Raw genomic sequence first — 26,025 nt, forward strand, 5'->3', positions numbered from 1 at the left:
TCAGCTTTCCCGCAGCCAGCTGATCTTCTTACCAAATCCCAGCGCATTGTCGGTCATCTTCACCTCATCAAGCTGAATCTCCCACAGCGGTGCTGAGACTTTGCGCGACACCGGAAACCGTTTCTGATAGGCGGCTCTGGCGGCCTTCTCCGTTTCCTCCTCCAGCCGCACAATCCGGCCACGATACTGCACCCCTTTTATCAGCAGCACGCTTCTGGGCTGACCATTGACGGTGCCCGCGACCTGCGGATTCTTCAGCATTAACGCCCCGTGACGGGTGTCGGGCTCGGTCATAATCCAGAACACCATGCGCGCTTCATCGAAGACGTAGTAGCAGTTGGCGCACCAGAGTTGATCGTCGGCGGCAGAGCAGAGAGAAAGCACATGTTGCTTTCGGAGATAGCGAACCAGATGGGCGTGATCGGACAAGGTAAACTCCTGGCGATGCACCGGAGCGTGAAGCGCGCTACACTGCCCGGCACCTTTTTTTTGGGAAATGATTGCGATGAGTCAGCAGTGGCAACTCTACATCGTCCGTACGGCGAAAGGGAGCCTGTACACCGGCATCACCACGGATGTGATGCGCCGGTTTGATCAGCACCAGACCGGACGCGGCGCCCGCGCGTTGCGCGGCAAAGGTCCACTGGCGCTGGTGTTTCACTGTGATGCAGGTGACCGTGCCAGCGCCTCCAGACTGGAGTATCAGGTCAAGCAGCTGACCCGTCAGCAGAAACTCCAGTTAGTGGCGGGTCAGCCGGTCAGCCTGGAGAGCTGGCTGGGTATTACAGCAGGCGATTAAAGGGCTCGGCGAAGTCGATCTCTCCGTCTGCGCCCTCAAACGCCGTCTCTGCCAGGCGATAGACCTGGAACGTCGCCTCGCTGTCCGGCCAGCGGCTGTGCAGGCCGACGCGGGCTGCCGGTTCAAAGCCAAAGCGGCTGAAGAATGCCGGATCGCCCAGCACGACCACCGCGCTGTAACCGAACTCGTTGAGGGTATCCAGTCCTTCATAAATCAGTTTGCTGGCAATGCCCTGCCCGCGCAGCGTCTCATCCACCGCCAGCGGGGCCAGTGCCACCCAGCCACGATCTTCACCTTTAACGCTGACCGGACTGAATGCAGCATAACCCAGCACCTGTCCCTCATCGTCAGTGGCGACCACGCCTAAGGTTAACAGGCCATCTTCGCGCAGCGACTGCGTCAGTTCCGCCTCGGCGGGCGACGTGAAACAGCGTCTGAGCAGCGTGTCGATGCCTGCGGCATCCACGCCAATTTCGCTACGGATCAACATAGGGCACCTGCGCGTGCCTGTCCGGCCTTCGCGTCCTGTTTCATCCCGGCGTCGACAAAGGCCGCCATCTGCTGAATTGCCGTGCGTAACGCGGTGGGCATAGCCTCGGGTTCAATAGCATCCATTACGTTCTTCACCTCAAGTCCCAGCTCAGTGTCCCCTTCAATCACCAGACGGCGTTGAAAGAAGAGCATGTCGGGATCTGCTTTACGTGCTGCCACCAGCAACAAATCATTGGCATTGCCCCGAAACCAGACATCCGCTTCGGACTGTTGCAATACCACCAGCCGGCCGTCCTGCAGCGTGGTAATCCATTGCAGATTGAGATCGGCAATCCCGATACCCAGCAGGCGACCTTCCAGAAAGTCTAACTCACCTTCAGCTAAAGCATGACGAAATTGCCAGTTTAAGAGTTGTTGCAGAAGCCGCTTCTTGACCGGGAATGGGGTAAGCGCTGCGGGTAAGCCTAAGATTTCCGGAGCCTTTTTTACAAAATGGGCATGAATCCGCTTTAACACTTGTGTCCCTCCCTTCAGAAAATTTTACGTATATTGCCATATCCGTTTCGACACACCTCATCCGGGATCAATAAAAATCGCGCTCCCGGGAGGAAAAAAAAGCCGCACCGGTGGGGAGGAACGGAAAATTCACTGCCCCAAATCAATACGCCTCCCGGCGCAGATGCCTAGACTCGACGCCCATCTGCATGTTGAGAGGAACACCTATGGAACTGCTCTGCCCGGCAGGCAACCTGCCCGCAGTGCGCACCGCCGTCGAGAATGGCGCGGATGCGGTCTATGTGGGGCTGAAAGATGACACCAACGCCCGCCACTTCGCGGGCCTGAACTTCACCGACAAAAAGCTGGCCGAAGCGGCTCGCTATCTGCATCAGCATCGCCGCAAACTGCATGTGGCAATCAATACCTTCGCCCATCCGGACGGCATGGGACGCTGGCAGCGGGCTATTGATGTGGCGGCGCAGAACGGGGCCGACGCGCTGATCCTCGCCGATATCGCCACGCTGGAGTATGCGGCGACGCACTATCCCCAGGTGGAGCGCCATCTCTCCGTGCAGGCGTCAGCCACCAATCTGGAGGCGATTCGCTTTTATCATCGCCACTTTAACCTGCAGCGTGTGGTGCTGCCGCGGGTGCTCTCTCTGCATCAGGTAAAGCAGCTGGCGCGCAGCACGCCGGTGCCGCTGGAGGTGTTCGCGTTTGGCAGCCTGTGCATTATGGCGGAAGGCCGCTGCTACCTCTCCTCGTGGCTGACCGGTGAGTCGCCTAACAGCGCCGGTGCCTGTTCTCCGGCGAAATTTGTGCGCTGGCAGCAGACGCCGCAGGGTATGGAATCCCGCCTGAACGAAGTGCTGATCGATCGCTACGCGGCGGACGAAAGCGCGGGGTACCCGACCCTGTGCAAAGGACGCTACGAGGTCAGCGGCCAGCGTTATCACGTGCTGGAAGAGCCCACCAGCCTGAACACGCTGGAGTTGCTGCCGGAGCTGCTGCGGGCCGGGGTCGCCTCGGTCAAGATCGAGGGTCGCCAGCGCAGCCCCGCCTATGTTGCTGATGTCGCGCGCGTCTGGCGTCAGGCGATCGACCGCTGTCAGGCCCAGCCGGAACAGTTTGAGGTGGCGCCCCGGTGGATGCAGACGCTGGGGGATCTCTCTGAAGGCACGCAAACCACGCTGGGTGCTTATCACCGTGAATGGCAATAAGGAGTCATGATGCAATATGCCGTCGGGCCGGTGCTCTGGTACTGGCCAACCCCCACGCTGGAGGAGTTTTACCAGCAGGCTGCCCGCAGTAGCGCGGAGATTATTTACCTCGGCGAAGCGGTGTGCAGTAAACGCCGCGCGACGCCTTATGGCCGCTGGATGGAGATGGCCCGTGACGTCGCGGCCAGCGGCAAACAGGTCGTGCTGAGCACCCTGGCGCTGCTGCAGTCCCCCTCTGAACTGAAAGAGCTGCAGCGTTATGTCGAAAACGGCGAGTTCCTGATTGAAGCGAATGATATCGGCACGGTTAACATGGCCGCTGAGCGCCACCTGCCCTTTGTGGCAGGCCCGACGCTGAACGTCTACAACGCTGACACCCTGCAACTGCTGGTCAGGGAGGGGATGACGCGCTGGTGTATGCCGGTCGAGATGTCACGCGACTGGCTGCTGCAGCTGCTGGAACAGTGCGAAACGCGCGGTATCCGGCAGCAGTTTGAGGTGGAGGTGATGGGCTACGGTCATCTGCCGCTGGCGCTCTCGGCGCGCTGCTTTACCGCCCGCTCGGAAAACCGCGCGAAGGATGATTGCGAAACCTGCTGCATCAACTATCCGACAGGCCGCCGCGTCAGCTCGCAGGAGGGGCAGCCGGTGTTCGTGCTCAACGGCATTCAGACCATGAGCGGCTACTGTTACAACCTGGGGAACGATCTGGCGGGGATGCGGGAGTGGGTCGACTGCGTCCGGCTCTCTCCGCAGGACAGCACCACGCTGGCAGAGATAGATCGTTTCCGGGCCAATGAGAATGGTCAGGCTCCGTTAATGGTCGCGAAAGGCTGCGATTGCAATGGTTACTGGCGCAAACTGGCGGGTATGACGCTGGCATCCTGAGTAAAAGCACATACCGGCTATATTCCTGCTGAGGTTAGCAGTTTTAATATAAGGAATGATGCGTAATACTAAATGATGCAGACTTTAATGCCTGCGCCATACAACGGGAGTAGTCATGTCTGATAAAAAACCTCTTCGCCTGTCCGTGCTGGATCTCGCGCCGATCCCTCAGGGTGCGACCGCGCGGGATGCGTTCCACAATTCGCTGGCGCTGGCGCGTCAGGCTGAAAAACTGGGCTACCAACGCTACTGGCTGGCTGAACATCACAACATGACGGGGATTGCCAGTGCTGCGACGTCGGTGCTGATCGGCTATCTGGCGGCCAATACCGAGACGCTGCAGCTGGGATCGGGCGGCATTATGCTGCCTAACCATGCGCCGCTGGTGATTGCCGAGCAGTTTGGCACACTGGCTTCTCTCTATCCCGGCCGTATCGATCTCGGCCTGGGTCGTGCGCCCGGCTCTGACCAGCGTACGATGATGGCGCTGCGTCGTCATCAGGCCAGCATGCACGCCGACACCTTTCCTGAAGATGTGGCTGAACTGATTAACTGGTTTGATGCGGAAGCGGATGCACAGCCGCCGGTGCAACCGGTTCCGGGCCTCGGCCTGAAGATCCCGGTCTGGCTGCTCGGCTCCAGCCTCTACAGTGCGCAACTGTCAGCCCGAATGGGTCTGCCGTTTGCCTTTGCCTCACATTTTGCGCCGGATCAGCTGTTCCAGGCGCTGCACGTCTACCGCGAAAACTTCCAGCCCTCGGCGCGACTCGACAAGCCGTATGCCATGGTCTGCATCAACGTGGTCGCCGCTGACAGCGAGCGTGAGGCACGCTTCCTGTTTACCTCGCAGCAGCAGCAGTTTATTAACCTGCGCCGCGGCAAACCGGGCCCGTTACCGGCGCCGGTTGAGAACATGGATAACCTCTGGTCACCGTCAGAGCAGTATGGGGTTCAGCAGGCGCTCAGCATGTCGCTGGTCGGCGATGGGGATAAGGTGCGTCACGGGCTGGCGTCACTGATGCGTGAAACCCAGGCGGATGAGATCATGGTCAACGGCCAGATTTTTGACTCCGCGGCGCGCCTGCGCTCCTTCGCCATTGCGATGGAGGCCGCCAAAAGCCTGTAGTCAGTTCTGCGGTGGGGGCGCAGTTTCCGCGCTCACCGCCAGCTGACGACTGTCCCTGGCCGGGGATTGCCCATAAAGGCGGCGATACTCCCGGCTGAACTGTGACGCACTCTGATACCCTACCCGATAGCCTGCCGTCCCGGCATCCAGCTTTTCCACCATCATCAGCCGTCGCGCCTCATTCAGCCGCAGCTGTTTCTGATACTGCATCGGCGTCATTGCCGTGACCGCTTTGAAGTGATGATGCAGCGAAGAGATACTCATGCCGACACTGCTGGCGAGCTGGTCAATCTTCAGCGGCTGATGAAAATTCTCCCGCAGCCAGCGGGCCGCCTGCGCCACCCGGTTACCCGGCCGCTCAGCCAGCGCCATATTCAGAATGCGCGACCCTTCCGGTCCGGTCAGCAGCCGATAGAAAATCTCCTGCTCGATCAGCGGGGCGAGCGCCGGGATATCCTCAGGATGGTCAAGCAGCCGCACCAGCCGCGTTACCGCTTCCACCAGCCACGGCGACATCTTATGCACGGTGATGCCGCGTTCGTTGCGGGCCATAGCGGGTGACAGCGTCGGGGGAAACTGGTCGAGGTAGCGCATCAGCCGGGATTCATTGATGGCGATGCCAATCCCCAGGTTAGGTTTTTCCGGCGTGGCGACCGTGACGCAGGCGCGCACCGGCATATCCAGCGTCACCAGCAGCAGATCGCCCGGGCCATAATGCAGCACCTCATCACCGATGTGCAGCGCCTTGCCGCCCTGTGCGACCAGCGCGAAACTGGCCCATTGGGCAAAGTGCGCGGGCTTTGTCGGTGCAGAGCTGCGCCCAAAGAACAGGTAGTCAATGGCACTCGCGTGCCGTCCATCCTCCGGCGCATGCCGCGCAATCAACCGGGCCAGCGCCTGCCACGTATCATTCTCTGTCACCAGGTCATCTCCCTTCATCATCTCAGCCGATATTACCTGAGCCGGTGCGCCATGCCTGTGTCGCAGCGACACTTTTGCAGGATCGGGCAAAAAGCTTGCAGGATTGCGCTACCCGGATGGGTCACCGGCGCGCATAGTCTGTCAACGCAATCATTACGGCGGAGATCAGGATAATGAAGGCACTACAGAATAAAATCGCGCTGGTAACGGGAGCATCAAAAGGCATTGGTGCTGCTATCGCCATCGCCTTTGCGACGGCGGGCGCACGGGTAATCGTCAATTATCAACAGGACGAGGTGGGTGCGGCTGACGTGGTCAGCGACATTCTTGCCCTGGGCAGTGACGCGGTGGCGGTGCAGGCGGATATCTCTGTGCAGCAGGACGTGGAGCGGCTGTTTGCAACCACCGTCGCCTGTTTCGGCGCGCCAGATATTGTGGTGAATAACGCGGGCCGCTTTCATCACGGCGCTTTTGAGGCGCTGACCCAGGAGGAGATGCAGCAGCAGATCAACGTTAACCTGCTTGGCACGCTGCTAGTCTGTCAGCAGGCAATTCATCACTTTCCTGCCCACGGCGGTACCCTTATCAACCTCAGCGCCCTGAGCAGCCAGAACAGCACGCCGGGTTCCGTGCTCTGGGCGGCGACCAAGGGCGCGGTGGATACGCTGACACAGGGGCTGGCGCGCGAACTGGGTGCCAGAAACATTCGGGTTAACGCCCTGGCACCGGGAATGATTCTGACAGAGGGATTGCTGGCGGCGAAGAGGATGAGCCCGCAGCTTAAAGCGCAACTGCTGGCCGCCACGCCGCTGGGGCGTTTTGGTCTGCCGGAGGATGTGGCACAGGTGGCGCTGTTTCTGGCCTCGGAGGAGTCCGCCTGGGTCAGCGGCGAGCGCGTCATCATCAGCGGCGGAGCCTGATCGGCATAAAAAAAGGGAAGCCAGTGGCTTCCCTTTTTGTTACGACATGCGGTCGTTATGCGTCACGACGACGTGGTGCGGCTGCGCCATCTTCACGACGTGGACCACGGCCGCCTTCGCGGTTAAAGCTGCGACCGCCTTCACGACCACCGTCACGGCGCTCAGAAGAGAAGCGACGGCCACCTTCACGGTTGCCAGCGCCTGGGCCATTGCGACGATCGCCACCGGCCGGACGACGGTCACCACGACCTTCGTTTGGCTGAGCATCACCCAGTAACTGCATATTCATCGGCTTGTTCAGAATACGTGTACGGGTGAAGTGCTGCAGCACATCGCCTGGCATGCCTTTCGGCAGCTCGATAGTCGAGTGGTTACCGAACAGCTTGATGTTACCGATGTAACGGCTGCTGATGTCGCCTTCGTTAGCGATCGCGCCAACGATGTGACGAACTTCAACACCATCATCGCGACCCACTTCGATGCGGTAGAGCTGCATCTCGCCAACGTCACGACGTTCGCGACGTGGACGGTCGCCATCGCGGCTGTCACGTGGACCACGCGCTTCGCGGCTGTCACGACGGCCATCACGATCGTCACGATCGCGGTATTCACGACGTGGCGGACGTGGCGCTTCCGGTGGCAGAATCAGAGGACGTTCGCCCTGTGCCATCTTCAGCAGTGCCGCGGCCAGCGTTTCCAGATCCAGTTCGTCTTCTGGCTGCATCTTAGTCAGCAGAGCACGGTACTGATCCAGATCGCTGCTTTCCAGCTGCTGCTGAACTTTCGCGGCAAACTTCGCCAGACGACGCTGACCCAGCAGTTCTGCGTTTGGCAGTTCAACTTCCGGAATAGTCAGCTTCATTGTACGTTCGATGTTGCGCAGCAGACGACGCTCGCGGTTCTCGACGAACAGCAGCGCGCGGCCAGCACGACCGGCACGACCGGTACGGCCGATACGGTGAACGTAAGATTCTGCATCCATCGGGATGTCGTAGTTAACAACCAGGCTGATACGCTCAACGTCCAGGCCACGGGCCGCAACGTCAGTCGCAATCAGGATGTCGAGACGACCATCTTTCAGGCGCTCCAGCGTCTGCTCACGCAGTGCCTGGTTCATGTCACCGTTCAGCGCGGCGCTGTTGTAGCCACTGCGCTCCAGCGCTTCTGCAACTTCCAGGGTCGCGTTTTTGGTACGTACGAAGATAATCGCCGCATCAAAATCTTCCGCTTCCAGGAAGCGAACCAGTGCGTCAGTTTTACGACCGTAAGCGGTCCAGTAGCTCTGGCTGATGTCAGGACGCGTGGTCAGGCTTGACTGAATACGCACTTCCTGTGGATCTTTCATGAAGCGTTTCGTGATGCGACGAATCGCTTCTGGCATGGTGGCAGAGAACAGAGCGGTCTGATGACCTTCCGGGATCTGCGCCATGATGGTTTCAACGTCTTCGATGAAGCCCATACGCAGCATTTCGTCCGCTTCGTCCAGCACCAGGCCGCGCAGGTTAGAAAGGTCTAACGTGCCGCGTTTCAGGTGGTCCAGCAGACGGCCAGGCGTACCCACAACAACCTGTGGTCCCTGACGCAGTGCACGCAGCTGCACGTCATAACGCTGGCCGCCGTACAGGGCAACCACGTTCAGGCCACGCATGTGTTTAGAGAATTCGGTGACAGCTTCAGCAACCTGAACCGCCAGCTCGCGGGTCGGTGCCAGCACCAGGATCTGAGGTGCTTTTACAGAAGGGTCAATGTTGTTTAACAGCGGCAGAGAGAACGCCGCAGTTTTACCACTCCCGGTCTGCGCCATACCTAACACGTCACGGCCCGCCAGCAGGTGAGGAATACACTCAGCCTGGATTGGGGAAGGCTTTACGTAGCCCATGCCATTCAGTGATTCAAGGATGTCGGCGTTCAGGCCAAGGTCAGCAAAAGTGGTTTGAATATCAGTCATGTAGTACACGTGCCTCTTAGATTGCGGCGGCCAGTCTACATAACTCGTCGTGAAAACTTTCAGTCATTTTCATCAAAAAGTGTGAACCGGCTCAAATTAGAAGTTTTGACGAACAGAAAAGCCCTCATCCCTGAAGATGATGACTTTACAGGTGTTACGGGCAAATTTAGTTCGTCAGCTATTGCTGGTCAGATTCTGATAAATCGTCTTGTGCCTGGCCGAGTTGCGCCAGTTCCAACAATGCGTATCGGTGTTCAACAAAGTTATTGACGTTGTTGGCCACCGCCAGTTTGAACAACGCTTTCGCGTCGTCCTTCTCCCCCAGACTTAGGTAGTACTTACCTAAATAGAAGTTGGTTTCACTGAGATGTTCAGCGAGCGAGGTGTTATCCGTTGCGTCCGCCTTGAGACTTTCCATCAACGTTTTCTCGTTGATATCTCCAAGGTAGAACTCGACAATATTCCATCCCCATTGGTCTCTGACCGCTTTGTCATGACGCTGTTGAAGCGCGACTTTTGCCTTATCGGCATCCATCTCGCGTTCAGCCAGATAGAGCCACAGACTGCGGAAAGGATCGTTAGGATCGTCTTGATAAAACGCCAGCAGATCATCTTGCGCTAACTTGTATCGACCGCCGTAATAGAGGGCGATACCACGGTTTAAATGCGCATAGTTGTAAGTTGGATCAAGCTCAAGTACAGAATCGAACGCTTCATAGGCGGCATCAAAGTTGCCCGCCTGCGTTAAATATATGCCTAAGTAGTTAAACACTTCAGGCATATCTGGTCTTATAGACAGCGCTTGCGAAAAATCGTTCCGCGCTAATGCCCGCAGACCTAAACTATCATACAACACTCCGCGCTCATATAACAGCTGTGCGCGTTCATCATCGGTGAGAGCGCGACTGGCAAGTATTTGTTCCATGCGCGCCAGTATCACTTCCTGCTGCAGTGTGGGCTGTAACGGCACTGCAAGAACTTCGTTCTTACGCCAATTGGAGTTGCTGCATCCTGCCAGCGTTAAAGCTGTCGCAACAAAACACCAGCGCAGAAAAGGCTTCATTTCCCACTCCCGAATACAAACATTGGGATAACCATCCTGTCATCCGCCTGCTGTGCACAAGGATTCCCGCCCTCGCGATGACACAAACGCCCCTCTCTGCCAGGCAAAGAGGGGCAAATCAGCAACGACTTATTCAGCGGCAGGTGTGGTCACCGCTGCAGCTTCTTCAGCCTGCGGCTTAGATTCTGTCGCTTCTTTGATGCTCAGACGTACGCGGCCCTGGCGATCGACTTCCATCACCTTCACCGGCACTTCCTGACCCATCTGCAGATAGTCAGTCACTTTCTCAACGCGCTTATCGGCGATTTGCGAAATGTGAACCAGACCTTCTTTACCACCGCCGATGGCGACGAAGGCACCGAAGTCAACGATACGGGTCACTTTACCACTGTAAATGCGGCCCACTTCGATCTCTGCGGTAATCTCTTCGATACGACGGATCGCTTCTTTCGCTTTCAGACCATCGGTCGCAGCGATTTTCACAGTGCCGTCATCTTCGATTTCGATCGTTGTGCCGGTCTCTTCGGTCAGTGCACGGATCACTGAGCCGCCTTTACCAATCACATCTTTGATCTTGTCAGAGCTGATCTTGATGGTGTAAATGCGCGGTGCGAATTCAGAAATCTCAGTACGTGGCGTGCTGATAGCCTGTTCCATAACGCCCAGGATGTGCAGACGCGCACCCTTAGCCTGGTTCAGCGCTTCCTGCATGATTTCACGCGTGATGCCTTCGATTTTGATGTCCATCTGCAGCGCGGTGATACCTTCACGGCTACCGGCTACTTTGAAGTCCATGTCGCCCAGGTGATCTTCGTCGCCCAGGATGTCAGACAGAACCACAAACTTCTCATCTTCTTTCACCAGACCCATTGCAATACCTGCAACAGCGGCTTTGATTGGCACACCCGCGTCCATCAGCGCCAGTGAGGCACCGCAGACAGAGGCCATTGAAGAGGAGCCGTTAGATTCGGTGATTTCAGACACCACACGCACGGTGTAAGGGAAATCTTCCGCCTTTGGCATAACCGCTAACACACCGCGTTTCGCCAGACGACCGTGACCAATTTCACGACGCTTCGGCGAACCGACCATGCCGGTTTCACCGACAGAGTACGGAGGGAAGTTGTAGTGGAATAGGAAGCTGTCAGTGCGCTCGCCCATCAGCTCATCCAGGTTCTGCGCATCGCGGGTGGTACCCAGCGTTGCTGTTACCAGCGCCTGCGTCTCACCACGGGTGAACAGGGATGAACCGTGAGTACGTGGCAGCACGCCAGTACGCACGTCCAGACCACGGATCATATCCTTTTCGCGGCCATCGATACGCGGCTCGCCGTTCAGGATACGGGTACGAACAACGTTCTTTTCCAGGCTATGGACGATGTCGCTGATTTCAGCGCTATCCAGCGTCTCATCTTCAGCCAGCAGCGCTGCAATGGTTTCGTCTTTGATGACGCCAACCTGCGTGTAACGCTCCTGCTTGTCGGTGATGCGGTAAGCATCGCTGATGCGCGCTTCTGCCAGTGCAGCAACGCGTGAAATCAGTGGGGTGTTGGCGGCTTCTGGCTGCCAGTCCCAGCGTGGTTTGCCCGCTTCAGCAACCAGCGCATTGATGTTTTCAATTACCACCTGCTGCTGATCGTGGCCAAAGACCACGGCGCCCAGCATCTGCTCTTCTGACAGGATCTCAGCTTCAGATTCCACCATCAGAACGGCATTCTGCGTACCGGCAACCACCAGGTCCAGACGAGACTGTTTCAGCTCATCTGCTGTCGGGTTCAGAACGTATTGATCGTTGATGTAACCAACACGCGCAGAACCGATTGGGCCATTGAACGGCAGACCCGAGAGTGACAGCGCGGCAGAAGCACCGATCATAGCAACGATGTCAGGATGAACCTGTGGGTTTACAGAAACCACGGTCGCAATGACCTGAACTTCGTTAACGAAACCTTCCGGGAACAGCGGACGAATCGGGCGGTCAATCAGACGCGCAATCAGCGTTTCGCCTTCGCTTGGGCGGCCTTCACGACGGAAGAAGCTGCCTGGGATACGACCAGCAGCGTAGGTACGCTCCTGATAGTTCACGGTCAGTGGGAAGAAGTCCTGACCGGGTTTAGTTTTTTTCTGGCCGACGACAGTGACGAACACCGCGGTATCGTCCATGCTCACCATAACAGCAGCAGTCGCCTGGCGCGCCATCATGCCGGTTTCCAGCGTGACGGTATGTTGACCATATTGGAATTTGCGTACGATCGGATTCAGCAAAATCAAAGTCCTTAACTTCGGGGCAAGGCTATCTGTAGCCCGCCATTGATTACCAATCTCCAGCTGCATCCTCGCGACTAATGACAACCCTCGACCGCCCCTGCGGTAAAGCCTCTCATTAGCCGCGCGAAATTCTGCAAACTAAAGATCACACTAAGCAACAATACATCAGTTTGGCCCGGATTGCTGCCGATTGCTCAAAAAAAGGGGCCATAAAGGCCCCCTTTTCATGAAACTCGCACAAATCTGATCGTCTGCTGCACGCCGCGTTAATCGCTGCATGACGCCCTGACGACCCGATTTTTCAGACTTAGCGACGCAGACCGAGGCTTTCGATCAGGCTGCTGTAGCGCGCAACGTCTTTACGCTTCAGGTAGTCCAGCAGCTTACGACGCTGAGATACCATGCGCAGCAGACCGCGACGGCTGTGGTGGTCTTTTTTGTGCTCAGAGAAGTGACCCTGCAGATGGGTGATCTGCGCGGTCAGCAGGGCAACCTGAACTTCAGTTGAACCGCTGTCGTTAGCACCACGGCCATATTTAGCAACGATCTCTGCTTTAGCTTCTACGCTTAGAGACATAATAAACTCCGGTATAAAATGAATGTATGGGTGCCGATCTCTAATTCAGCATCCCGCTTTTAAAGCCGCGCTATTCTACTCTGCGCCCGATAGCAACGCAAATGCCCCATCAGCGAAAAGTGAAGGCGCGACTTAATCCTGATACTCCACCACTAAGCGACGGGGTGCCAGACGGCCATCGTCGGCAATTTCAGCCATCCCGATGAACTTACGCGCCTCACCTTCGGACACCCTGACCAGCCCCTGCGCGGGCGCCTGACTGGCCTGAACCGGCTGACCCTGGCGGAAAAACGCAGCCACGGCAGGCGGGATGTTCACTTCCGGGAAATCGGACGCAGGACTGTCCATTGGCAACAGCAGCGGATCGAGCTGCGTTTCCAGAGGAATGCCGGCTTCTGTCGCTTCCGCCAGCAGGGTGTTGAGCTGTTCCAGCGTCACCATCCTTTCATACGGATAACGGGCAACCTGAACGCGACGCAGCATGATGACATGCGCTCCGCATCCCAGCTTCTCACCGAGATCGTCGATAATGCTGCGGATATAGGTGCCTTTCGAGCAGTGAATTTCCAGCTCCAGCTCGTTATCCTGCCAGCGAATAAACTGCAGTTCGTAGACCGTGATTGGACGCGGTTCACGCGCAATCTCAATGCCCTGACGCGCATATTCATACAGGGGACGTCCCTGATGCTTTAGCGCCGAAAACATTGAGGGCACCTGCAGAGTCTCACCGCGGAAGCTCTCCAGCGCGCTGTCGAGGTCGGCCTGACTAAAGGTGACCGGACGCGTCTGAACGAGGTTGCCATCGGCATCTGACGTGTCGGTCCGCTCACCCAGCCGCGCAATGACGCGGTAGCGCTTGTCGGAATCCAGCAGATACTGTGAAAACTTGGTCGCTTCACCCAGGCAGATCGGCAGCATGCCGGTTGCCAGCGGGTCAAGCGCGCCGGTATGGCCTGCGCGGTTAGCGTTAAAGATCCGCTTCACCTTCTGCAGGACATCGTTCGACGAGACGCCTTGAGGCTTATCCAGCAGCAACACGCCATGGACGTCGCGGCCGCGACGACGCGGACGACTCATTACGCCTCCTCGTCATCGCCGGTGGCGTCAGAGCCACGGCGCTCGGCATCGTTTTTCACGACGCTTGTGACGAGATTGGACATGCGCATCCCTTCAACCAGGGAGTTGTCGTAGAAGAACGTCAGCTCCGGCACGATACGCAGACGCATCGCTTTACCCAGCAGAATGCGGATGTAGCCTGACGCTTCTTTCAGCGCTTTCAGACCCTGTTTTACCGCGTCCTCATCCTGGTCATTCAGGAAAGTGACGAACACTTTTGCGTAGGCGAGATCGCGTGACACTTCAACGCCTGACACGGTGACCATCATGCCCAGACGCGGATCTTTGATCTCACGCTGCAGGATCATCGCAATCTCTTTTTGCAGCTCTTGTGATACGCGCTGCGGGCGACCAAATTCTTTCGCCATCATTATTTCTCCCAAATAATTCGGGAGGCCAGAGGCCTCCCAAATTGCAACACATCAGCAGTCGATTACTCGATGGTGCGTTTAATTTCGATGATTTCAAACACTTCGATCATATCGCCAACGCGAACGTCGTTGTAGTTCTTCACGCCGATACCGCACTCCATGCCGTTACGCACTTCGTTAACGTCATCTTTAAAGCGACGCAGGGATTCCAGCTCGCCTTCGTAAATCACCACGTTATCACGCAGGACACGGATTGGGTTGTGACGCTTGATGTTACCTTCCGTCACCATACAACCGGCAATCGCGCCAAACTTCGGTGATTTGAACACGTCGCGGACCGCAGCCAGACCAATGATCTGCTGTTTGTACTCTGGTGCCAGCATGCCGCTCATCGCCGCTTTTACTTCGTCAATCAGGTTATAGATGACGGAGTAGTAGCGCAGATCCAGGCTTTCTGCGTCAATGACGCGACGCGCAGAGGCATCGGCACGCACGTTGAAGCCCAGGATGATGGCGTTAGAGGCAGCCGCCAGGGTTGCATCGGTCTCGGTGATCCCGCCCACGCCTGAACCAACAATCTTCACCTTCACTTCGTCGGTAGAGAGTTTCTGCAGGGAGTCGGAGATCGCTTCCACAGAACCCTGAACGTCCGCTTTCAGTACGATGTTCAGTTCAGACACTTCGCCTTCGGTCATGTTGGCAAACATGTTCTCAAGCTTAGATTTCTGCTGGCGAGCCAGTTTAACTTCGCGGAATTTGCCCTGACGATAGAGCGCCACTTCACGTGCTTTCTTCTCGTCACGTACCACAGTCGCTTCATCACCCGCAGCCGGCACGCCGGAGAGGCCCAGAATCTCAACCGGGATAGACGGACCCGCTTCCATGACTTCACGACCCAGTTCATCGCGCATTGCACGAACACGGCCATATTCGAAGCCACACAGGACGATGTCGCCTTTGTTCAGCGTACCTTCACGAACCAGCACGGTTGCAACCGGACCGCGACCTTTGTCGAGGAACGATTCGATAACCACGCCGCTCGCCATGCCGGCACGGATAGCCGTCAGCTCCAGGACTTCCGCCTGCAGCAGGATAGCGTTAAGCAGGTCATCAATGCCGGTACCCGCTTTCGCAGAGACATTAACGAACATGTTTTCGCCGCCCCACTCTTCCGGAATGATTCCGTACTGGGTCAGTTCGTTTTTAACGCGATCCGGATCCGCTTCTGGCTTATCGCACTTGTTCACCGCAACCACAACCGGCACTTTGGCCGCTTTGGCGTGCTGAATAGCTTCGATGGTCTGAGGCATCACGCCATCGTCTGCGGCAACGACCAGGATAACGATATCGGTCGCCTGCGCACCACGTGCACGCATCGCGGTAAACGCGGCGTGGCCCGGGGTGTCCAGGAAGGTGATCATACCGTTGTCAGTTTCAACGTGGTAAGCACCGATGTGCTGAGTAATGCCGCCCGCTTCGCCAGAGGCGATTTTGGTCGAGCGGATATAGTCCAGCAGTGAGGTTTTACCGTGGTCAACGTGACCCATGATGGTAACCACCGGCGCGCGAGCTTCCTGCGCGGCATCGGTGTCACGATCGTCCATTACCGCCTCTTCCAGCTCGTTTTCACGACGCAGGGTCACTTTGTGGCCCATCTCTTCTGCGACGAGCTGTGCGGTTTCCTGGTCGATGACCTGGTTAATGGTCGCCATCGCGCCCATCTTCATCATCGCTTTAATGACCAGAGAACCTTTCACCGCCATTTTGTTCGCCAGTTCGGCTACGGTGATGGTTTCGCCAATCACAACATCGCGGTTCACGGCCTGAGCGGGTTTGTTGAAGCCCTGCTGCAGTGCGCTTGGTTTACGATGTTTGCCACCTTTACCGCCACGAACCTGTGCACGCGCTTCTTCGCGGTCAGTTTTCGCTTCGGAATGTTTGTTGCCTTTTTTCGCCGGACGCGTTGCTTTCGCCGTGGTACGCGCACGCGCACGGCCAGCTTCTACCTGACGGTCGTTTTCATCTTCCGCCTGACGGGCATGGGTTGAAGTGGTGACGTGATAGTCGCCTTTATCCTCTTCTTCCGGCTTTTCCCACTCGGCTGATTTCTCTTCAGCCAGACGGCGGGCTTCTTCGGCTACGAGGCGGGCCGCCTCTTCGAGCTTACGGCGAGCTTCTTCTTCCGCTTTACGCTTCAGTTCAGCTGCTTCAGCTTCGCGACGGGCTTTGTCAGACTGCGCAGCCCTGGTCACTTCGTCGGTAGGTTGATTTGTCACTTTGTCATTTTCCGCTGCTGCACGTTTGGCCTTCTCAGCGGCTTCGCGCCTGGCTTTATCTTCGGCTTCACGTTGCGCTTTCTGTTCAGCTTCGCGACGGGCTTTCTCTTCAGCCTCGCGTTGCGCCTGCTCTTCCGCTTCACGCTGCGCCTCGGCTTCAGCTTCTGCCTGAGCTTGCTCAGCCTCTGCATCACCCTTCACATAGGTACGCTTTTTGCGGACTTCAATTTGCACCGATTTACTTTTACCCCCGGTGCCTGGAATATTCAAGGTGCTGCGCGTTTTACGCTGCAGCGTCAGCTTAGCTGAACCGACCTGGCCGTGTTCACGGTTCAGATGAGATAGTAAGGTTTCTTTCTCTTGCTGGGTCACGGCGTCATTTTCAGACTTAGGGATCCCCGCATCAGCAAATTGCTGTACCAGGCGATCGACCGGAGTCTGAATTTCTGCGGCCAGCGATTTTACGGTTACATCTGTCATGCTGTTCCTTCCTGTTATTACGCGTCATCGCCGAACCAGCAGATATTACGTGCGGCCATAATCAGCGCGCCGGCTTGTTCATCAGACAGGCCTTCAATATCCGTCAGATCGTCAACACCTTGCTCAGCGAGATCTTCCAGCGTGCAAACGCCTTTCGACGCCAGGCGGAACGCCAGCGCACGATCGAGACCTTCAAGGTTCAGCAGGTCCTCAGCAGGATCCTGATTACCAAGGCTCTCTTCTTTCGCCAGTGCCAGGGTGGTTAACGCATTTTTTGCTCGTTCACGCAGGGCTTCAATGGTCTCTTCGTCGAGGCCGTCGACTTCCAGCAGCTCGTTGATAGGCACATAGGCCAGCTCTTCCAGCGAGGAGAAGCCCTCTTCCACCAGTACGGTGGCGAACTCTTCGTCGATGTCGAGATGTTTCGTGAACATATCGATCGCTGCATGCGCTTCAGCCTGATGCTTAGCCTGCAGATCATCGACGGTCATCACGTTCAGCTCCCAGCCACTCAGCTGTGATGCCAGACGCACGTTTTGGCCGTTACGGCCGATCGCCTGAGCCAGATTGCCAGCTTCGACGGCGATATCCATGGTGTGGTTATCTTCATCAACCACGATTGACGCCACATCGGCCGGGGCCATGGCGTTGATAACAAACTGCGCCGGGTTATCGTCCCAGAGCACGATATCGATACGCTCGCCGCCCAGTTCGCTGGAAACAGCCTGAACACGCGCGCCGCGCATGCCCACACAGGCACCCACCGGATCGATACGTTTGTCGTTGGTTTTGACTGCAATTTTCGCACGCGAACCCGGATCGCGGGCAGCGGCTTTAATTTCAATCAGTTCTTCGCCAATTTCTGGCACCTCAATGCGGAACAGTTCGATCAGCATTTCCGGTTTGGAACGCGTTACGAACAGCTGCGCGCCACGCGCTTCCGGGCGAACGGAGTAGAGCACGCCACGGATACGGTCGCCTGGACGGAAGTTTTCACGCGGCAGCATGTCTTCGCGCAGAATGACCGCTTCAGCATTGTTGCCTAAGTCGAGGGAGATGTTGTCGCGGTTAACTTTCTTCACCACGCCCGTGATAATTTCGCCTTCCTGCTCACGGAACTGATCAACCACCATTGCGCGCTCAGCTTCGCGCACTTTCTGCACGATAACCTGCTTAGCGGTCTGGGTGGTGATACGGTCAAAGGTGACCGATTCAATCTGATCTTCGACATAATCGCCCAGATTGAATGCTTCATCTTCGAAGCGGGCCGCATCCAGCGTGATCTCGCGCGTCGGCTGAGTCACCTCTTCTACGATTTCCCAGCGGCGGAAAGTATCGAAGTCGCCACTGCGGCGATCAATGCTGACGCGTACCTCAATTTCCTGCTCATACTTTTTCTTGGTCGCAGTCGCCAGCGCGCTCTCCAGCGCTTCGAAGATTTTCTCACGCGGCAGGGCTTTTTCGTTAGAAACGGCTTCTACAACAGCTAAGATCTCTTTGTTCATCCTGGTTAGCCTCAATCCGGACTTTTAAAAGTGGGGGACCAGGTTCGCTTTCTGAATATTACTCAGCGCGAACACTACATCGTTACCCTCAACATGCACCGTGATCATCTCGCCATCAACTGACTTGATGATTCCCTGCCATTTACGGCGGTTCTGAACGGCCATACGCAGCACCAGAGTCACTTCCTCACCCATAAAGCGGGTGTAGTGTTCTGCGGTAAACAGAGGACGATCGAGTCCCGGTGAAGAGACTTCAAGGTTGTAAGGCACGGTAATGGGATCTTCTACATCCATTACGGCGCTTACCTGGTGGCTGACATCGGCGCAATCATCGACATTGATGCCATCTTCACTATCAATATAGATGCGCAGAATAGATGTGCGACTACGAACGAATTCAATACCAACCAGTTCGTAACCCAGCGCTTCTACCGGAGCCGATACCAACTCTGTCAATTTTTGCTCTAATGTGGACAAGCCCACCCCCAAGACATAAAAAAAGGGCCTATAGCCCAGTATTACGATTCGCTAATAACAAAAAACCCCGAATATTCGGGGCTTTTAGTCACTGGACCCTGTCTGCCGCAATGCGGCCCGGACTCCATCCAAAGAATTTTCTTTCAAAAATCAGCCGTGAATGCGTCCGTCGATGCACACAGTATATTTGAAAAATAACTCAAAGGGAAAGTGGTTGCGGGGGCCGGATTTGAACCGACGACCTTCGGGTTATGAGCCCGACGAGCTACCAGGCTGCTCCACCCCGCGTCCGAAAACGTGGCGAATATTACGCCAGACCTGCATAAAATGCAAGTGATACTACGATTTGGTACCGAGGACGGGACTTGAACCCGTAAGCCCAATCGGGCACTACCACCTCAAGGTAGCGTGTCTACCAATTCCACCACCACGGCACTACACTGACCACAACGATGCGTTGTGTTGACGACCTTACTTAGGAATATCGCTGCCCGGAGTAACCGGTTGAGCTGGCTTTTCAGTCTGTTGAGAAGACTGCGCCGGCGCAGAAAGATTTTCCCACTCGCTTCCTTTCGAGGCTTTATTGCTGTTCAGATTACCCAGAACCAGGCTGATGATGAAGAACAGAGCCGCTAAGATGCCAGTTGTGCGCGTCAGGAAGTTACCTGAACCCGAAGAACCAAACACCGTACCGGATGCGCCTGCACCGAATGAGGCTCCCATATCAGCGCCTTTGCCTTGCTGCAGCATGATCATACCTACGAGGGCGATCGCTACAATAAGGAAAACAACTAAAAGAGCTTCGTACATATTCAACCTGTTCCTTGCACGATAATCGTACAGTTAAAGCTTCAGCCAGTATTGATGGGGAGTCTCGTCATCACCCATCAGAAGCGGGTGTGAATACTAACCAAAGGCGCATAGCTCTGCAAGTGCAATTTTCACCACCTAAACTGATTGCAGAAAAAAGCGCCATCCCGGTGATTTTACAGGCAGTTCCGCCTGCTGCGAACTGCCTGCAGGCGTTTTAAACCGCCTTGACCTGCTCGGCGATCAGATTAGCCAGCTCTGTTACCTTCGCCTCATCCTCGCCCTCAACCATCACCCGAATCAACGGCTCAGTGCCTGACTTACGCAGTAACACGCGTCCGCGCCCCGCCAGGGCTTTTTCCGCCTCTGCCGTTGCGGCTTTGACCGCCTCGCTTTGCAGCGGATCGTGCTCACCGGCAAAGCGGACGTTAACCAGCACCTGTGGCAGCATCTTCATGCCGCTGCAGAGGTCGTGCAGGCTCATGTGGTTACGCACCATCGCAGTAAGTACTTGCAAACTTGCAACGATACCGTCTCCGGTGGTGGTTTTATCCAGCAGGATAACGTGACCGGAGTTCTCCGCGCCGAGACGCCAGCCCTTCTCCTGCATCTTCTCCAGCACATAGCGGTCGCCCACTTTGGCGCGGGTAAACGGGATGCCGAGCTGCTTCAGTGCCAGCTCCAGGCCCATATTACTCATCAGGGTGCCCACCACGCCACCGCGCAACTGACCCTGACGCAGGGCTTCACGCGCGATGATATAGAGGATCTGGTCACCGTCGACTTTGTCACCCAGATGGTCAATCATCATGATGCGATCGCCGTCGCCATCATAGGCCAGGCCGATATCCGCCTTCTCTGCCAGAACACGCTGCTGCAGCAGTTTGAGATCGGTCGCCCCACACTCTTTGTTGATGTTCATGCCGTCCGGCTGAATACCGATGGCAATCACGGTCGCCCCCAGCTCACGCAGCACGTTCGGCGCGATGTGGTAGGTGGCTCCGTTGGCACAGTCGACCACAATTTTCAGGCCATTCAGGTTGAGTTCGCTGGGGAAAGTGCCCTTACAGAATTCGATGTAACGTCCCGCGGCATCGACGATGCGGCTGGCACGGCCTAACTGCGCAGACTCCACGCAGGTAATCGGCTTCTCCATCTCCAGCTCAATCGCTTCCTCGACATCATCCGGCAGCTTTGTCCCTTCGGAAGAGAAGAACTTAATGCCGTTGTCATCAAACGGGTTGTGCGAGGCAGAGATCACAATGCCCGCCTCGGCGCGGAAGGTGCGGGTCAGGTAGGCAATGGCAGGGGTCGGCATCGGGCCGGTAAAGGCCGCCGTCAGGCCCGCCGCGGCGAGCCCCGCTTCCAGCGCTGATTCCAGCATGTAGCCTGAGATACGCGTATCTTTTCCGATGATGATCTTCTTTGAACCGTGGCGTGCCAGCACTTTCCCGGCGGCCCAGCCCAGCTTCAGGACGAAATCGGGGGTAATAGGGGCTTCACCGACTTTGCCGCGAATGCCATCTGTACCGAAATATTTGCGATTACTCATGTTTATCCTTTTGCTCTTCGGGTCGCTTCGACCACGCGCATTGCTTCAGCCGTCTCTTTCACATCATGCACGCGAATAATCTGCGCGCCCTGCATGGCTGCAATCACCGCGCAACTCAGGCTGCCGGTTAAACGCTGTGACGGGCCGACATTTAACAGCTGGCCAATCATTGATTTACGCGACATTCCCACCAGCAGCGGCAGACCGAAGTGGTGAAAATCGCCCAGATGGGCCAGCAGTTCATAATTGTGGCTGAGATTCTTACCGAAACCGAAGCCCGGGTCGAGTATCAGCCGTTCTTTTTTGATACCCGCCGCTTCACAGCGCGCAATCTGCTGAGCGAAGTAAGTGTCCACTTCGCTTAAAATGTTGTCGTAAGCGGGAGCTTGCTGCATGGTGCGGGGTTCGCCCTGCATATGCATCAGACAGACGGGCAGATCGGTCGCCGCGGCCGCCTCCAGCGCGCCGGGTTCAGAGAGCGAACGCACGTCATTAATGATGTGAGCACCCACTCGCGCGGCTTCGCGGATAACCTCTGCTTTAGAGGTGTCCACGGAAATCCAGACTTCGAACCGCTGGGCAATGGCATCAATGACGGGAATGACACGCTCCAGCTCCTCTTCCACACTCACCTCATCCGCGCCCGGACGGGTGGATTCCCCGCCGACATCGATAATGGTGGCACCTGCGTTGACCATCTCATTAGTATGAGTCAGTGCATCGACCAGCGCGTTATGTTTACCCCCGTCAGAAAAAGAGTCCGGCGTGACATTCAGAATGCCCATCACATGAGGAAAAGATAAATCGAGATGGGAATCACGGGCGAACAACTTCATGGCGGAAACTCCTTACGGGTCACTATCCGGATGTAAAAAACCCCGGACCAGCCGGGGTTTTGTCTGACGAGATAACGTCTTATTTATTGTACTGCTCTGACATGGTGTTGCCTGGGTTTGGCGTACGCGGTTCATCGACCGGACGCGGCGCCTTCGGCGTACCGTTGCTGTCTGAGTTGCTGCCGGGATCTTCCCAGCCCGCTGGCGGACGCACTTCGCGGCGCGCCATCAGGTCATCGATCTGCGGTGCGTCGATGGTTTCATACTTCATTAGCGCGTCTTTCATTGCGTGAAGGATGTCCATGTTCTCACCCAGGATGCGACGGGCACGCTGGTAGTTGCTGTCGATCAGGTGCTTCACTTCCTGGTCGATGATACGGGCCGTTTCATCAGACATGTGTTTCGCTTTGGCAACAGAACGGCCAAGGAACACTTCACCCTCTTCTTCTGCATAGAGCAGCGGACCCAGTTTGTCCGAGAAGCCCCACTGCGTGACCATGTTGCGTGCCAGGTTGGTCGCGACTTTAATGTCGTTCGACGCACCGGTAGAAACATGTTCTGCACCGTAGATGATCTCTTCTGCCAGACGACCGCCGTACAGGGTCGAGATCTGGCTTTCCAGTTTCTGACGGCTGGCGCTGATCGCGTCGCCTTCAGGCAGGAAGAAGGTCACACCCAGCGCACGGCCGCGTGGAATAATCGTCACTTTGTGCACCGGATCGTGCTCTGGCACCAGGCGACCGATGATCGCGTGGCCCGCTTCGTGATACGCCGTCGACTCTTTCTGCGATTCGGTCATAACCATAGAGCGACGTTCCGCACCCATCATGATCTTGTCTTTGGCTTTTTCGAACTCAACCATCGACACCACACGCTTGTTGGAACGGGCTGCAAACAGTGCGGCTTCGTTGACCAGGTTAGCAAGGTCAGCACCGGAGAAGCCAGGCGTACCCCGCGCAATGATGGCGGCATCGATATCGGTTGCCAGCGGCACACGACGCATATGCACTTTCAGAATCTGCTCACGACCACGGACATCAGGCAGACCCACCACAACCTGGCGGTCAAAACGACCTGGACGCAGCAGCGCCGGGTCCAGTACGTCAGGACGGTTCGTCGCGGCGATAACGATGATACCTTCGTTACCTTCGAAACCATCCATCTCCACCAGCATCTGGTTCAGCGTCTGTTCACGTTCATCATGACCTCCGCCTAAACCGGCACCACGCTGACGACCGACGGCGTCGATCTCATCAATAAAGATGATGCAGGGCGCGGCTTTTTTGGCCTGTTCGAACATGTCGCGCACGCGGGATGCACCGACACCGACAAACATTTCCACAAAGTCAGAACCGGAGATGGTAAAGAATGGCACCTTCGCTTCACCGGCAATCGCTTTTGCCAGCAGGGTTTTACCGGTTCCCGGTGGCCCCACCATCAGCACGCCTTTAGGAATTTTACCGCCCAGCTTCTGGAAACGGCTCGGCTCACGCAGGTACTCAACCAGCTCACCCACTTCTTCTTTCGCTTCATCACAACCGGCTACGTCAGCAAAAGTGGTTTTAATCTGGTCTTCCGTCAGCATGCGGGCTTTGCTTTTGCCGAAGGACATCGCGCCCTTACCGCCGCCGCCCTGCATCTGACGCATAAAGAAGATCCACACACCGATCAGCAGCAGCATCGGGAACCACGAAATGAAGATGGAAGCCAGCAGGCTCGGCTCTTCCGGCGGTTCGCCAACCACTTTGACGTTTTTGGTCAAGAGGTTATCGAGCAACTTAGGATCGTTGACAGGAATGTAGGTGGTGTATTTATTGCTGTCTTTTTTAATAACGTTAATTTCACGCCCGTTAATACGTGCCTCGCGGACCTGATCCTGGTTCACTTCCGACAGGAAGGTTGAATAATCAACCCGACGGCCATTCGACTCGCTGGGCCCAAAGCTCTGGAATACTGACATCAGCACGACCGCGATGACTAACCAGAGAATCAGGTTTTTCGCCATGTCACTCAAGGGATTAACCTCATATTACAACGGTGTTAACAGATAGCGTAGGGTACTATAGATCCTGCATACATGGAATCGCAGCTCAGCTGCGGACAACTCCAGCAATTTGGTTATAGTTTGCGCCCAGTCGCCACAATGTACACTTCACGTGAACGTGACCGTGAAGCGTCCGGCTTACGAATTTTCACTTTCGTAAACAGGGAGCGAATTTCCCGCAGGTATTCATCGAAGCCATCTCCCTGAAACACTTTCACTACAAAACTTCCGCCGGGTGCCAGGATATCCCGACACATCTCCAGCGCCAGCTCGACCAAATACATCGACCGGGGAATATCTACGGCAGGTGTACCACTCATATTCGGCGCCATATCGGACATGACAACCTGAACTTTCTCTTCGCCAACGCGCTCAAGCAGCGCATTGATCACCGATTCTTCACGAAAATCGCCCTGAAGGAAATCGACACCGACTATCGGATCCATTGGCAGGATATCACAGGCAATGATGCGCCCTTTGTTCCCGATTTGCTGTACAACATACTGCGACCAGCCACCGGGTGCAGCACCCAGATCTACCACGGTCATACCGGGTTTGAAAAGCTTGTCACCCTGTTGTATTTCATCAAGTTTAAACCAGGCACGCGAACGCAACCCTTTTTTCTGCGCCTGAAGTACATATTTATCGCTAAAGTGTTCCTGAAGCCAGCGGCTCGAGCTGGCCGAACGCTTTTTACCCGTCATAATATTTCCAGTTAAATCGTCATCGTAGCGATAAACCTGCACGCAGTGGGTTGCGCCGATTTGGTGATATACCCGAGATGGCGGTAGAATGAACCGTTTTCAATCCCTGAGTAAGTAAAAAACTACGATGAATCTAAGTACCAAACAAAAACAGCACCTCAAGGGCCTCGCCCATCCGCTCAAGCCGGTCGTTATGCTGGGTGGCAATGGCCTGACTGAAGGCGTGCTGGCCGAAATCGAGCAGGCTCTGTCGCATCACGAACTGATCAAGGTGAAAATCGCCTCGGAAGATCGTGAAACGAAACAGCTGATCGTTGACGCTATCGTGCGTGAGACCGGTGCCAGCAACGTACAGGTGATCGGCAAAACGCTGGTGCTGTATCGCCCCTCTAAGGAGAGCAAAATTTCTCTGCCACGCTAAGTGGGCAAAGAAAGTGCCATGCTCCCACCTCAGATAAAAGGCCGCATTGCGGCCTTTTTCCTTTCTTTACATTGTGCTTTAGCGCTTTTCAAAGCGTAGCAACACTTTAAAGGTATTCCACCTTCAGGATCTCATACTCAACGTCGCCGCCTGGGGTTTTAATGATGGCGACATCATCCGCCTCTTTACCCACCAGGCCACGCGCCATTGGCGAATTGACAGAAATCAGATTTTGCTTAAAGTCCGCCTCGTCATCGCCGACGATGCGATAAGTCGCCTCTTCGTCGGTTTCGATATTCAGTACGGTTACCGTTGCGCCAAAGATCACGCGTCCGGTTTTAGGCATCTGCGTTACGTCGATAACCTGCGCATTAGAGAGTTTGGCTTCAATCTCCTGAATGCGGCCTTCGCAGAACCCCTGCTCTTCACGCGCAGCGTGATATTCCGCGTTCTCTTTTAAATCGCCATGTTCGCGTGCTTCAGCGATAGAGGCGATAATGCGCGGGCGCTTCACGGTTTTCAGCTCGTTCAGCTCTTCGCGCAATCTTTCAGCGCCTCTCAACGTCATCGGAATCTGATTCATTTAAGCTCCTCGCCATCTTTCCTGTTTAACGGTGTCATCCTGACTGGTGACTGCAGAAAAAAGCGTTCTGCGGCGCATTAGCCCGTTTTTTGCAAATAAAAGAATCCTGACCCGGAGATGCTTCCAGGCC

26 protein-coding genes and 2 tRNA genes are annotated in these 26,025 nt (G+C 56.1%); 6 read left to right on the forward strand and 22 right to left on the reverse strand.

Annotated features, from left to right (window positions below):
- Positions 1-429, reverse strand: a complete 429-nt coding sequence (locus tag OJ965_RS18675) for a YhbP family protein (protein ID WP_265137366.1) — start codon at positions 427-429, stop codon at positions 1-3.
- A gap of 76 nt (positions 430-505) precedes the next feature.
- Here OJ965_RS18675 and OJ965_RS18680 point away from each other — a divergent pair, with 76 nt between their 5' ends.
- Positions 506-799 carry a GIY-YIG nuclease family protein gene (locus OJ965_RS18680; RefSeq protein ID WP_009092393.1) on the forward strand — a complete coding sequence of 98 codons (294 nt, stop codon included), beginning with the start codon at positions 506-508 and terminating at the stop codon, positions 797-799.
- On the opposite strand, the gene OJ965_RS18685 is transcribed toward OJ965_RS18680, so the two are convergent.
- Together OJ965_RS18685 and ubiT are read right to left on the reverse strand one after the other, a co-directional pair.
- Positions 783-1,289, reverse strand: coding sequence for a GNAT family N-acetyltransferase (locus OJ965_RS18685; protein WP_009092394.1), 507 nt, complete (start codon positions 1,287-1,289; stop codon positions 783-785). The two genes, OJ965_RS18680 and OJ965_RS18685, sit on opposite strands and share 17 nt — an antisense overlap.
- Positions 1,283-1,807, reverse strand: a complete 525-nt coding sequence (gene ubiT / locus OJ965_RS18690) for a ubiquinone anaerobic biosynthesis accessory factor UbiT (protein ID WP_009092395.1) — start codon at positions 1,805-1,807, stop codon at positions 1,283-1,285. Before ubiT ends, OJ965_RS18685 begins: the two co-directional genes overlap by 7 nt.
- 206 nt (positions 1,808-2,013) lie before the next feature.
- Between ubiT and ubiU the strand changes: the two genes are divergently transcribed.
- From ubiU to OJ965_RS18705, 3 genes are all read left to right on the forward strand, one after another.
- Entirely contained in the window at positions 2,014-3,009 is a 996-nt protein-coding gene (gene ubiU / locus OJ965_RS18695) for a ubiquinone anaerobic biosynthesis protein UbiU (RefSeq protein ID WP_058957627.1), read from the forward strand.
- A 9-nt stretch (positions 3,010-3,018) separates the two neighbouring features.
- On the forward strand, positions 3,019-3,897 hold the full coding sequence (locus OJ965_RS18700; protein ID WP_046101093.1) for a U32 family peptidase: 879 nt from the start codon (positions 3,019-3,021) through the stop codon (positions 3,895-3,897).
- 115 nt (positions 3,898-4,012) lie between these two features.
- A complete protein-coding gene (locus OJ965_RS18705; RefSeq protein WP_058957629.1) occupies positions 4,013-5,023 on the forward strand; it encodes a luciferase-like monooxygenase in 1,011 nt (336 codons plus the stop codon).
- Here the strand turns inward: OJ965_RS18705 and OJ965_RS18710 are convergent, their stop codons facing one another.
- Positions 5,024-5,944: an AraC family transcriptional regulator gene (locus OJ965_RS18710; protein ID WP_186806396.1), complete on the reverse strand. Its 921-nt coding sequence runs from the start codon at positions 5,942-5,944 to the stop codon at positions 5,024-5,026.
- A gap of 173 nt (positions 5,945-6,117) precedes the next feature.
- Here OJ965_RS18710 and OJ965_RS18715 point away from each other — a divergent pair, with 173 nt between their 5' ends.
- Complete coding sequence (locus OJ965_RS18715; RefSeq protein ID WP_111207625.1) at positions 6,118-6,864, forward strand: SDR family NAD(P)-dependent oxidoreductase; 747 nt, start codon at positions 6,118-6,120, stop codon at positions 6,862-6,864.
- 55 nt (positions 6,865-6,919) lie between these two features.
- On the opposite strand, the gene OJ965_RS18720 is transcribed toward OJ965_RS18715, so the two are convergent.
- The 17 genes from OJ965_RS18720 to rlmE form a co-directional block, all read right to left on the reverse strand.
- Positions 6,920-8,812 carry a DEAD/DEAH family ATP-dependent RNA helicase gene (locus tag OJ965_RS18720; protein ID WP_009092402.1) on the reverse strand — a complete coding sequence of 631 codons (1,893 nt, stop codon included), beginning with the start codon at positions 8,810-8,812 and terminating at the stop codon, positions 6,920-6,922.
- Between the two features lie 16 nt (positions 8,813-8,828).
- Positions 8,829-8,885: a protein YrbN gene (yrbN, locus tag OJ965_RS21350; RefSeq protein ID WP_098053093.1), complete on the reverse strand. Its 57-nt coding sequence runs from the start codon at positions 8,883-8,885 to the stop codon at positions 8,829-8,831.
- Between the two features lie 105 nt (positions 8,886-8,990).
- Complete coding sequence (gene nlpI, locus OJ965_RS18725) at positions 8,991-9,875, reverse strand: lipoprotein NlpI (RefSeq protein ID WP_009092404.1); 885 nt, start codon at positions 9,873-9,875, stop codon at positions 8,991-8,993.
- Positions 9,876-10,004: 129 nt separating this feature from the next.
- Positions 10,005-12,140 carry a polyribonucleotide nucleotidyltransferase gene (gene pnp, locus OJ965_RS18730; protein WP_058957631.1) on the reverse strand — a complete coding sequence of 712 codons (2,136 nt, stop codon included), beginning with the start codon at positions 12,138-12,140 and terminating at the stop codon, positions 10,005-10,007.
- Positions 12,141-12,450: 310 nt separating this feature from the next.
- Positions 12,451-12,720 carry a 30S ribosomal protein S15 gene (rpsO, locus tag OJ965_RS18735; protein WP_003851063.1) on the reverse strand — a complete coding sequence of 90 codons (270 nt, stop codon included), beginning with the start codon at positions 12,718-12,720 and terminating at the stop codon, positions 12,451-12,453.
- 132 nt (positions 12,721-12,852) lie between these two features.
- Positions 12,853-13,797 (reverse strand): tRNA pseudouridine(55) synthase TruB, encoded by a 945-nt coding sequence (truB, locus tag OJ965_RS18740; RefSeq protein WP_058957632.1) that lies wholly within the window; start codon positions 13,795-13,797, stop codon positions 12,853-12,855.
- On the reverse strand, positions 13,797-14,204 hold the full coding sequence (rbfA, locus tag OJ965_RS18745) for a 30S ribosome-binding factor RbfA (RefSeq protein ID WP_009092407.1): 408 nt from the start codon (positions 14,202-14,204) through the stop codon (positions 13,797-13,799). The genes truB and rbfA overlap by 1 nt, the downstream gene beginning before the upstream one ends.
- Positions 14,205-14,269: 65 nt before the next feature.
- Entirely contained in the window at positions 14,270-16,963 is a 2,694-nt protein-coding gene (infB, locus tag OJ965_RS18750) for a translation initiation factor IF-2 (RefSeq protein WP_009092409.1), read from the reverse strand.
- Positions 16,964-16,980: 17 nt separating this feature from the next.
- Positions 16,981-18,468 carry a transcription termination factor NusA gene (gene nusA, locus OJ965_RS18755; RefSeq protein WP_009092410.1) on the reverse strand — a complete coding sequence of 496 codons (1,488 nt, stop codon included), beginning with the start codon at positions 18,466-18,468 and terminating at the stop codon, positions 16,981-16,983.
- A gap of 24 nt (positions 18,469-18,492) precedes the next feature.
- A complete protein-coding gene (gene rimP / locus OJ965_RS18760) occupies positions 18,493-18,945 on the reverse strand; it encodes a ribosome maturation factor RimP (RefSeq protein WP_009092411.1) in 453 nt (150 codons plus the stop codon).
- 211 nt (positions 18,946-19,156) lie between these two features.
- Positions 19,157-19,233 (reverse strand) — tRNA-Met (locus OJ965_RS18765).
- A 59-nt stretch (positions 19,234-19,292) separates the two neighbouring features.
- A tRNA-Leu gene (locus tag OJ965_RS18770) sits at positions 19,293-19,379 on the reverse strand.
- 37 nt (positions 19,380-19,416) lie between these two features.
- A complete protein-coding gene (secG, locus tag OJ965_RS18775; protein ID WP_009092412.1) occupies positions 19,417-19,755 on the reverse strand; it encodes a preprotein translocase subunit SecG in 339 nt (112 codons plus the stop codon).
- 217 nt (positions 19,756-19,972) lie between these two features.
- Positions 19,973-21,307: a phosphoglucosamine mutase gene (glmM, locus tag OJ965_RS18780; RefSeq protein WP_265137380.1), complete on the reverse strand. Its 1,335-nt coding sequence runs from the start codon at positions 21,305-21,307 to the stop codon at positions 19,973-19,975.
- A gap of 2 nt (positions 21,308-21,309) precedes the next feature.
- Positions 21,310-22,143, reverse strand: coding sequence for a dihydropteroate synthase (gene folP, locus OJ965_RS18785; protein WP_009092417.1), 834 nt, complete (start codon positions 22,141-22,143; stop codon positions 21,310-21,312).
- Between the two features lie 79 nt (positions 22,144-22,222).
- The gene (gene ftsH, locus OJ965_RS18790; RefSeq protein WP_009092418.1) at positions 22,223-24,148 is read right to left on the reverse strand and encodes an ATP-dependent zinc metalloprotease FtsH; all 1,926 of its coding nucleotides are present in this window, start codon (positions 24,146-24,148) and stop codon (positions 22,223-22,225) included.
- Positions 24,149-24,261: 113 nt separating this feature from the next.
- Positions 24,262-24,891: a 23S rRNA (uridine(2552)-2'-O)-methyltransferase RlmE gene (gene rlmE, locus OJ965_RS18795; RefSeq protein ID WP_009092419.1), complete on the reverse strand. Its 630-nt coding sequence runs from the start codon at positions 24,889-24,891 to the stop codon at positions 24,262-24,264.
- 127 nt (positions 24,892-25,018) lie between these two features.
- On the opposite strand from rlmE, the gene yhbY reads away from it, so the two are divergent.
- A complete protein-coding gene (yhbY, locus tag OJ965_RS18800) occupies positions 25,019-25,312 on the forward strand; it encodes a ribosome assembly RNA-binding protein YhbY (protein ID WP_009092420.1) in 294 nt (97 codons plus the stop codon).
- Positions 25,313-25,418: 106 nt separating this feature from the next.
- On the opposite strand, the gene greA is transcribed toward yhbY, so the two are convergent.
- Positions 25,419-25,895, reverse strand: coding sequence for a transcription elongation factor GreA (greA, locus tag OJ965_RS18805; RefSeq protein ID WP_009092422.1), 477 nt, complete (start codon positions 25,893-25,895; stop codon positions 25,419-25,421).
- Positions 25,896-26,025: the final 130 nt, after the last annotated feature.

The sequence above is a fragment of the Pantoea anthophila genome (assembly GCF_026104315.1).
Taxonomy (GTDB): domain Bacteria; phylum Pseudomonadota; class Gammaproteobacteria; order Enterobacterales; family Enterobacteriaceae; genus Pantoea; species Pantoea anthophila.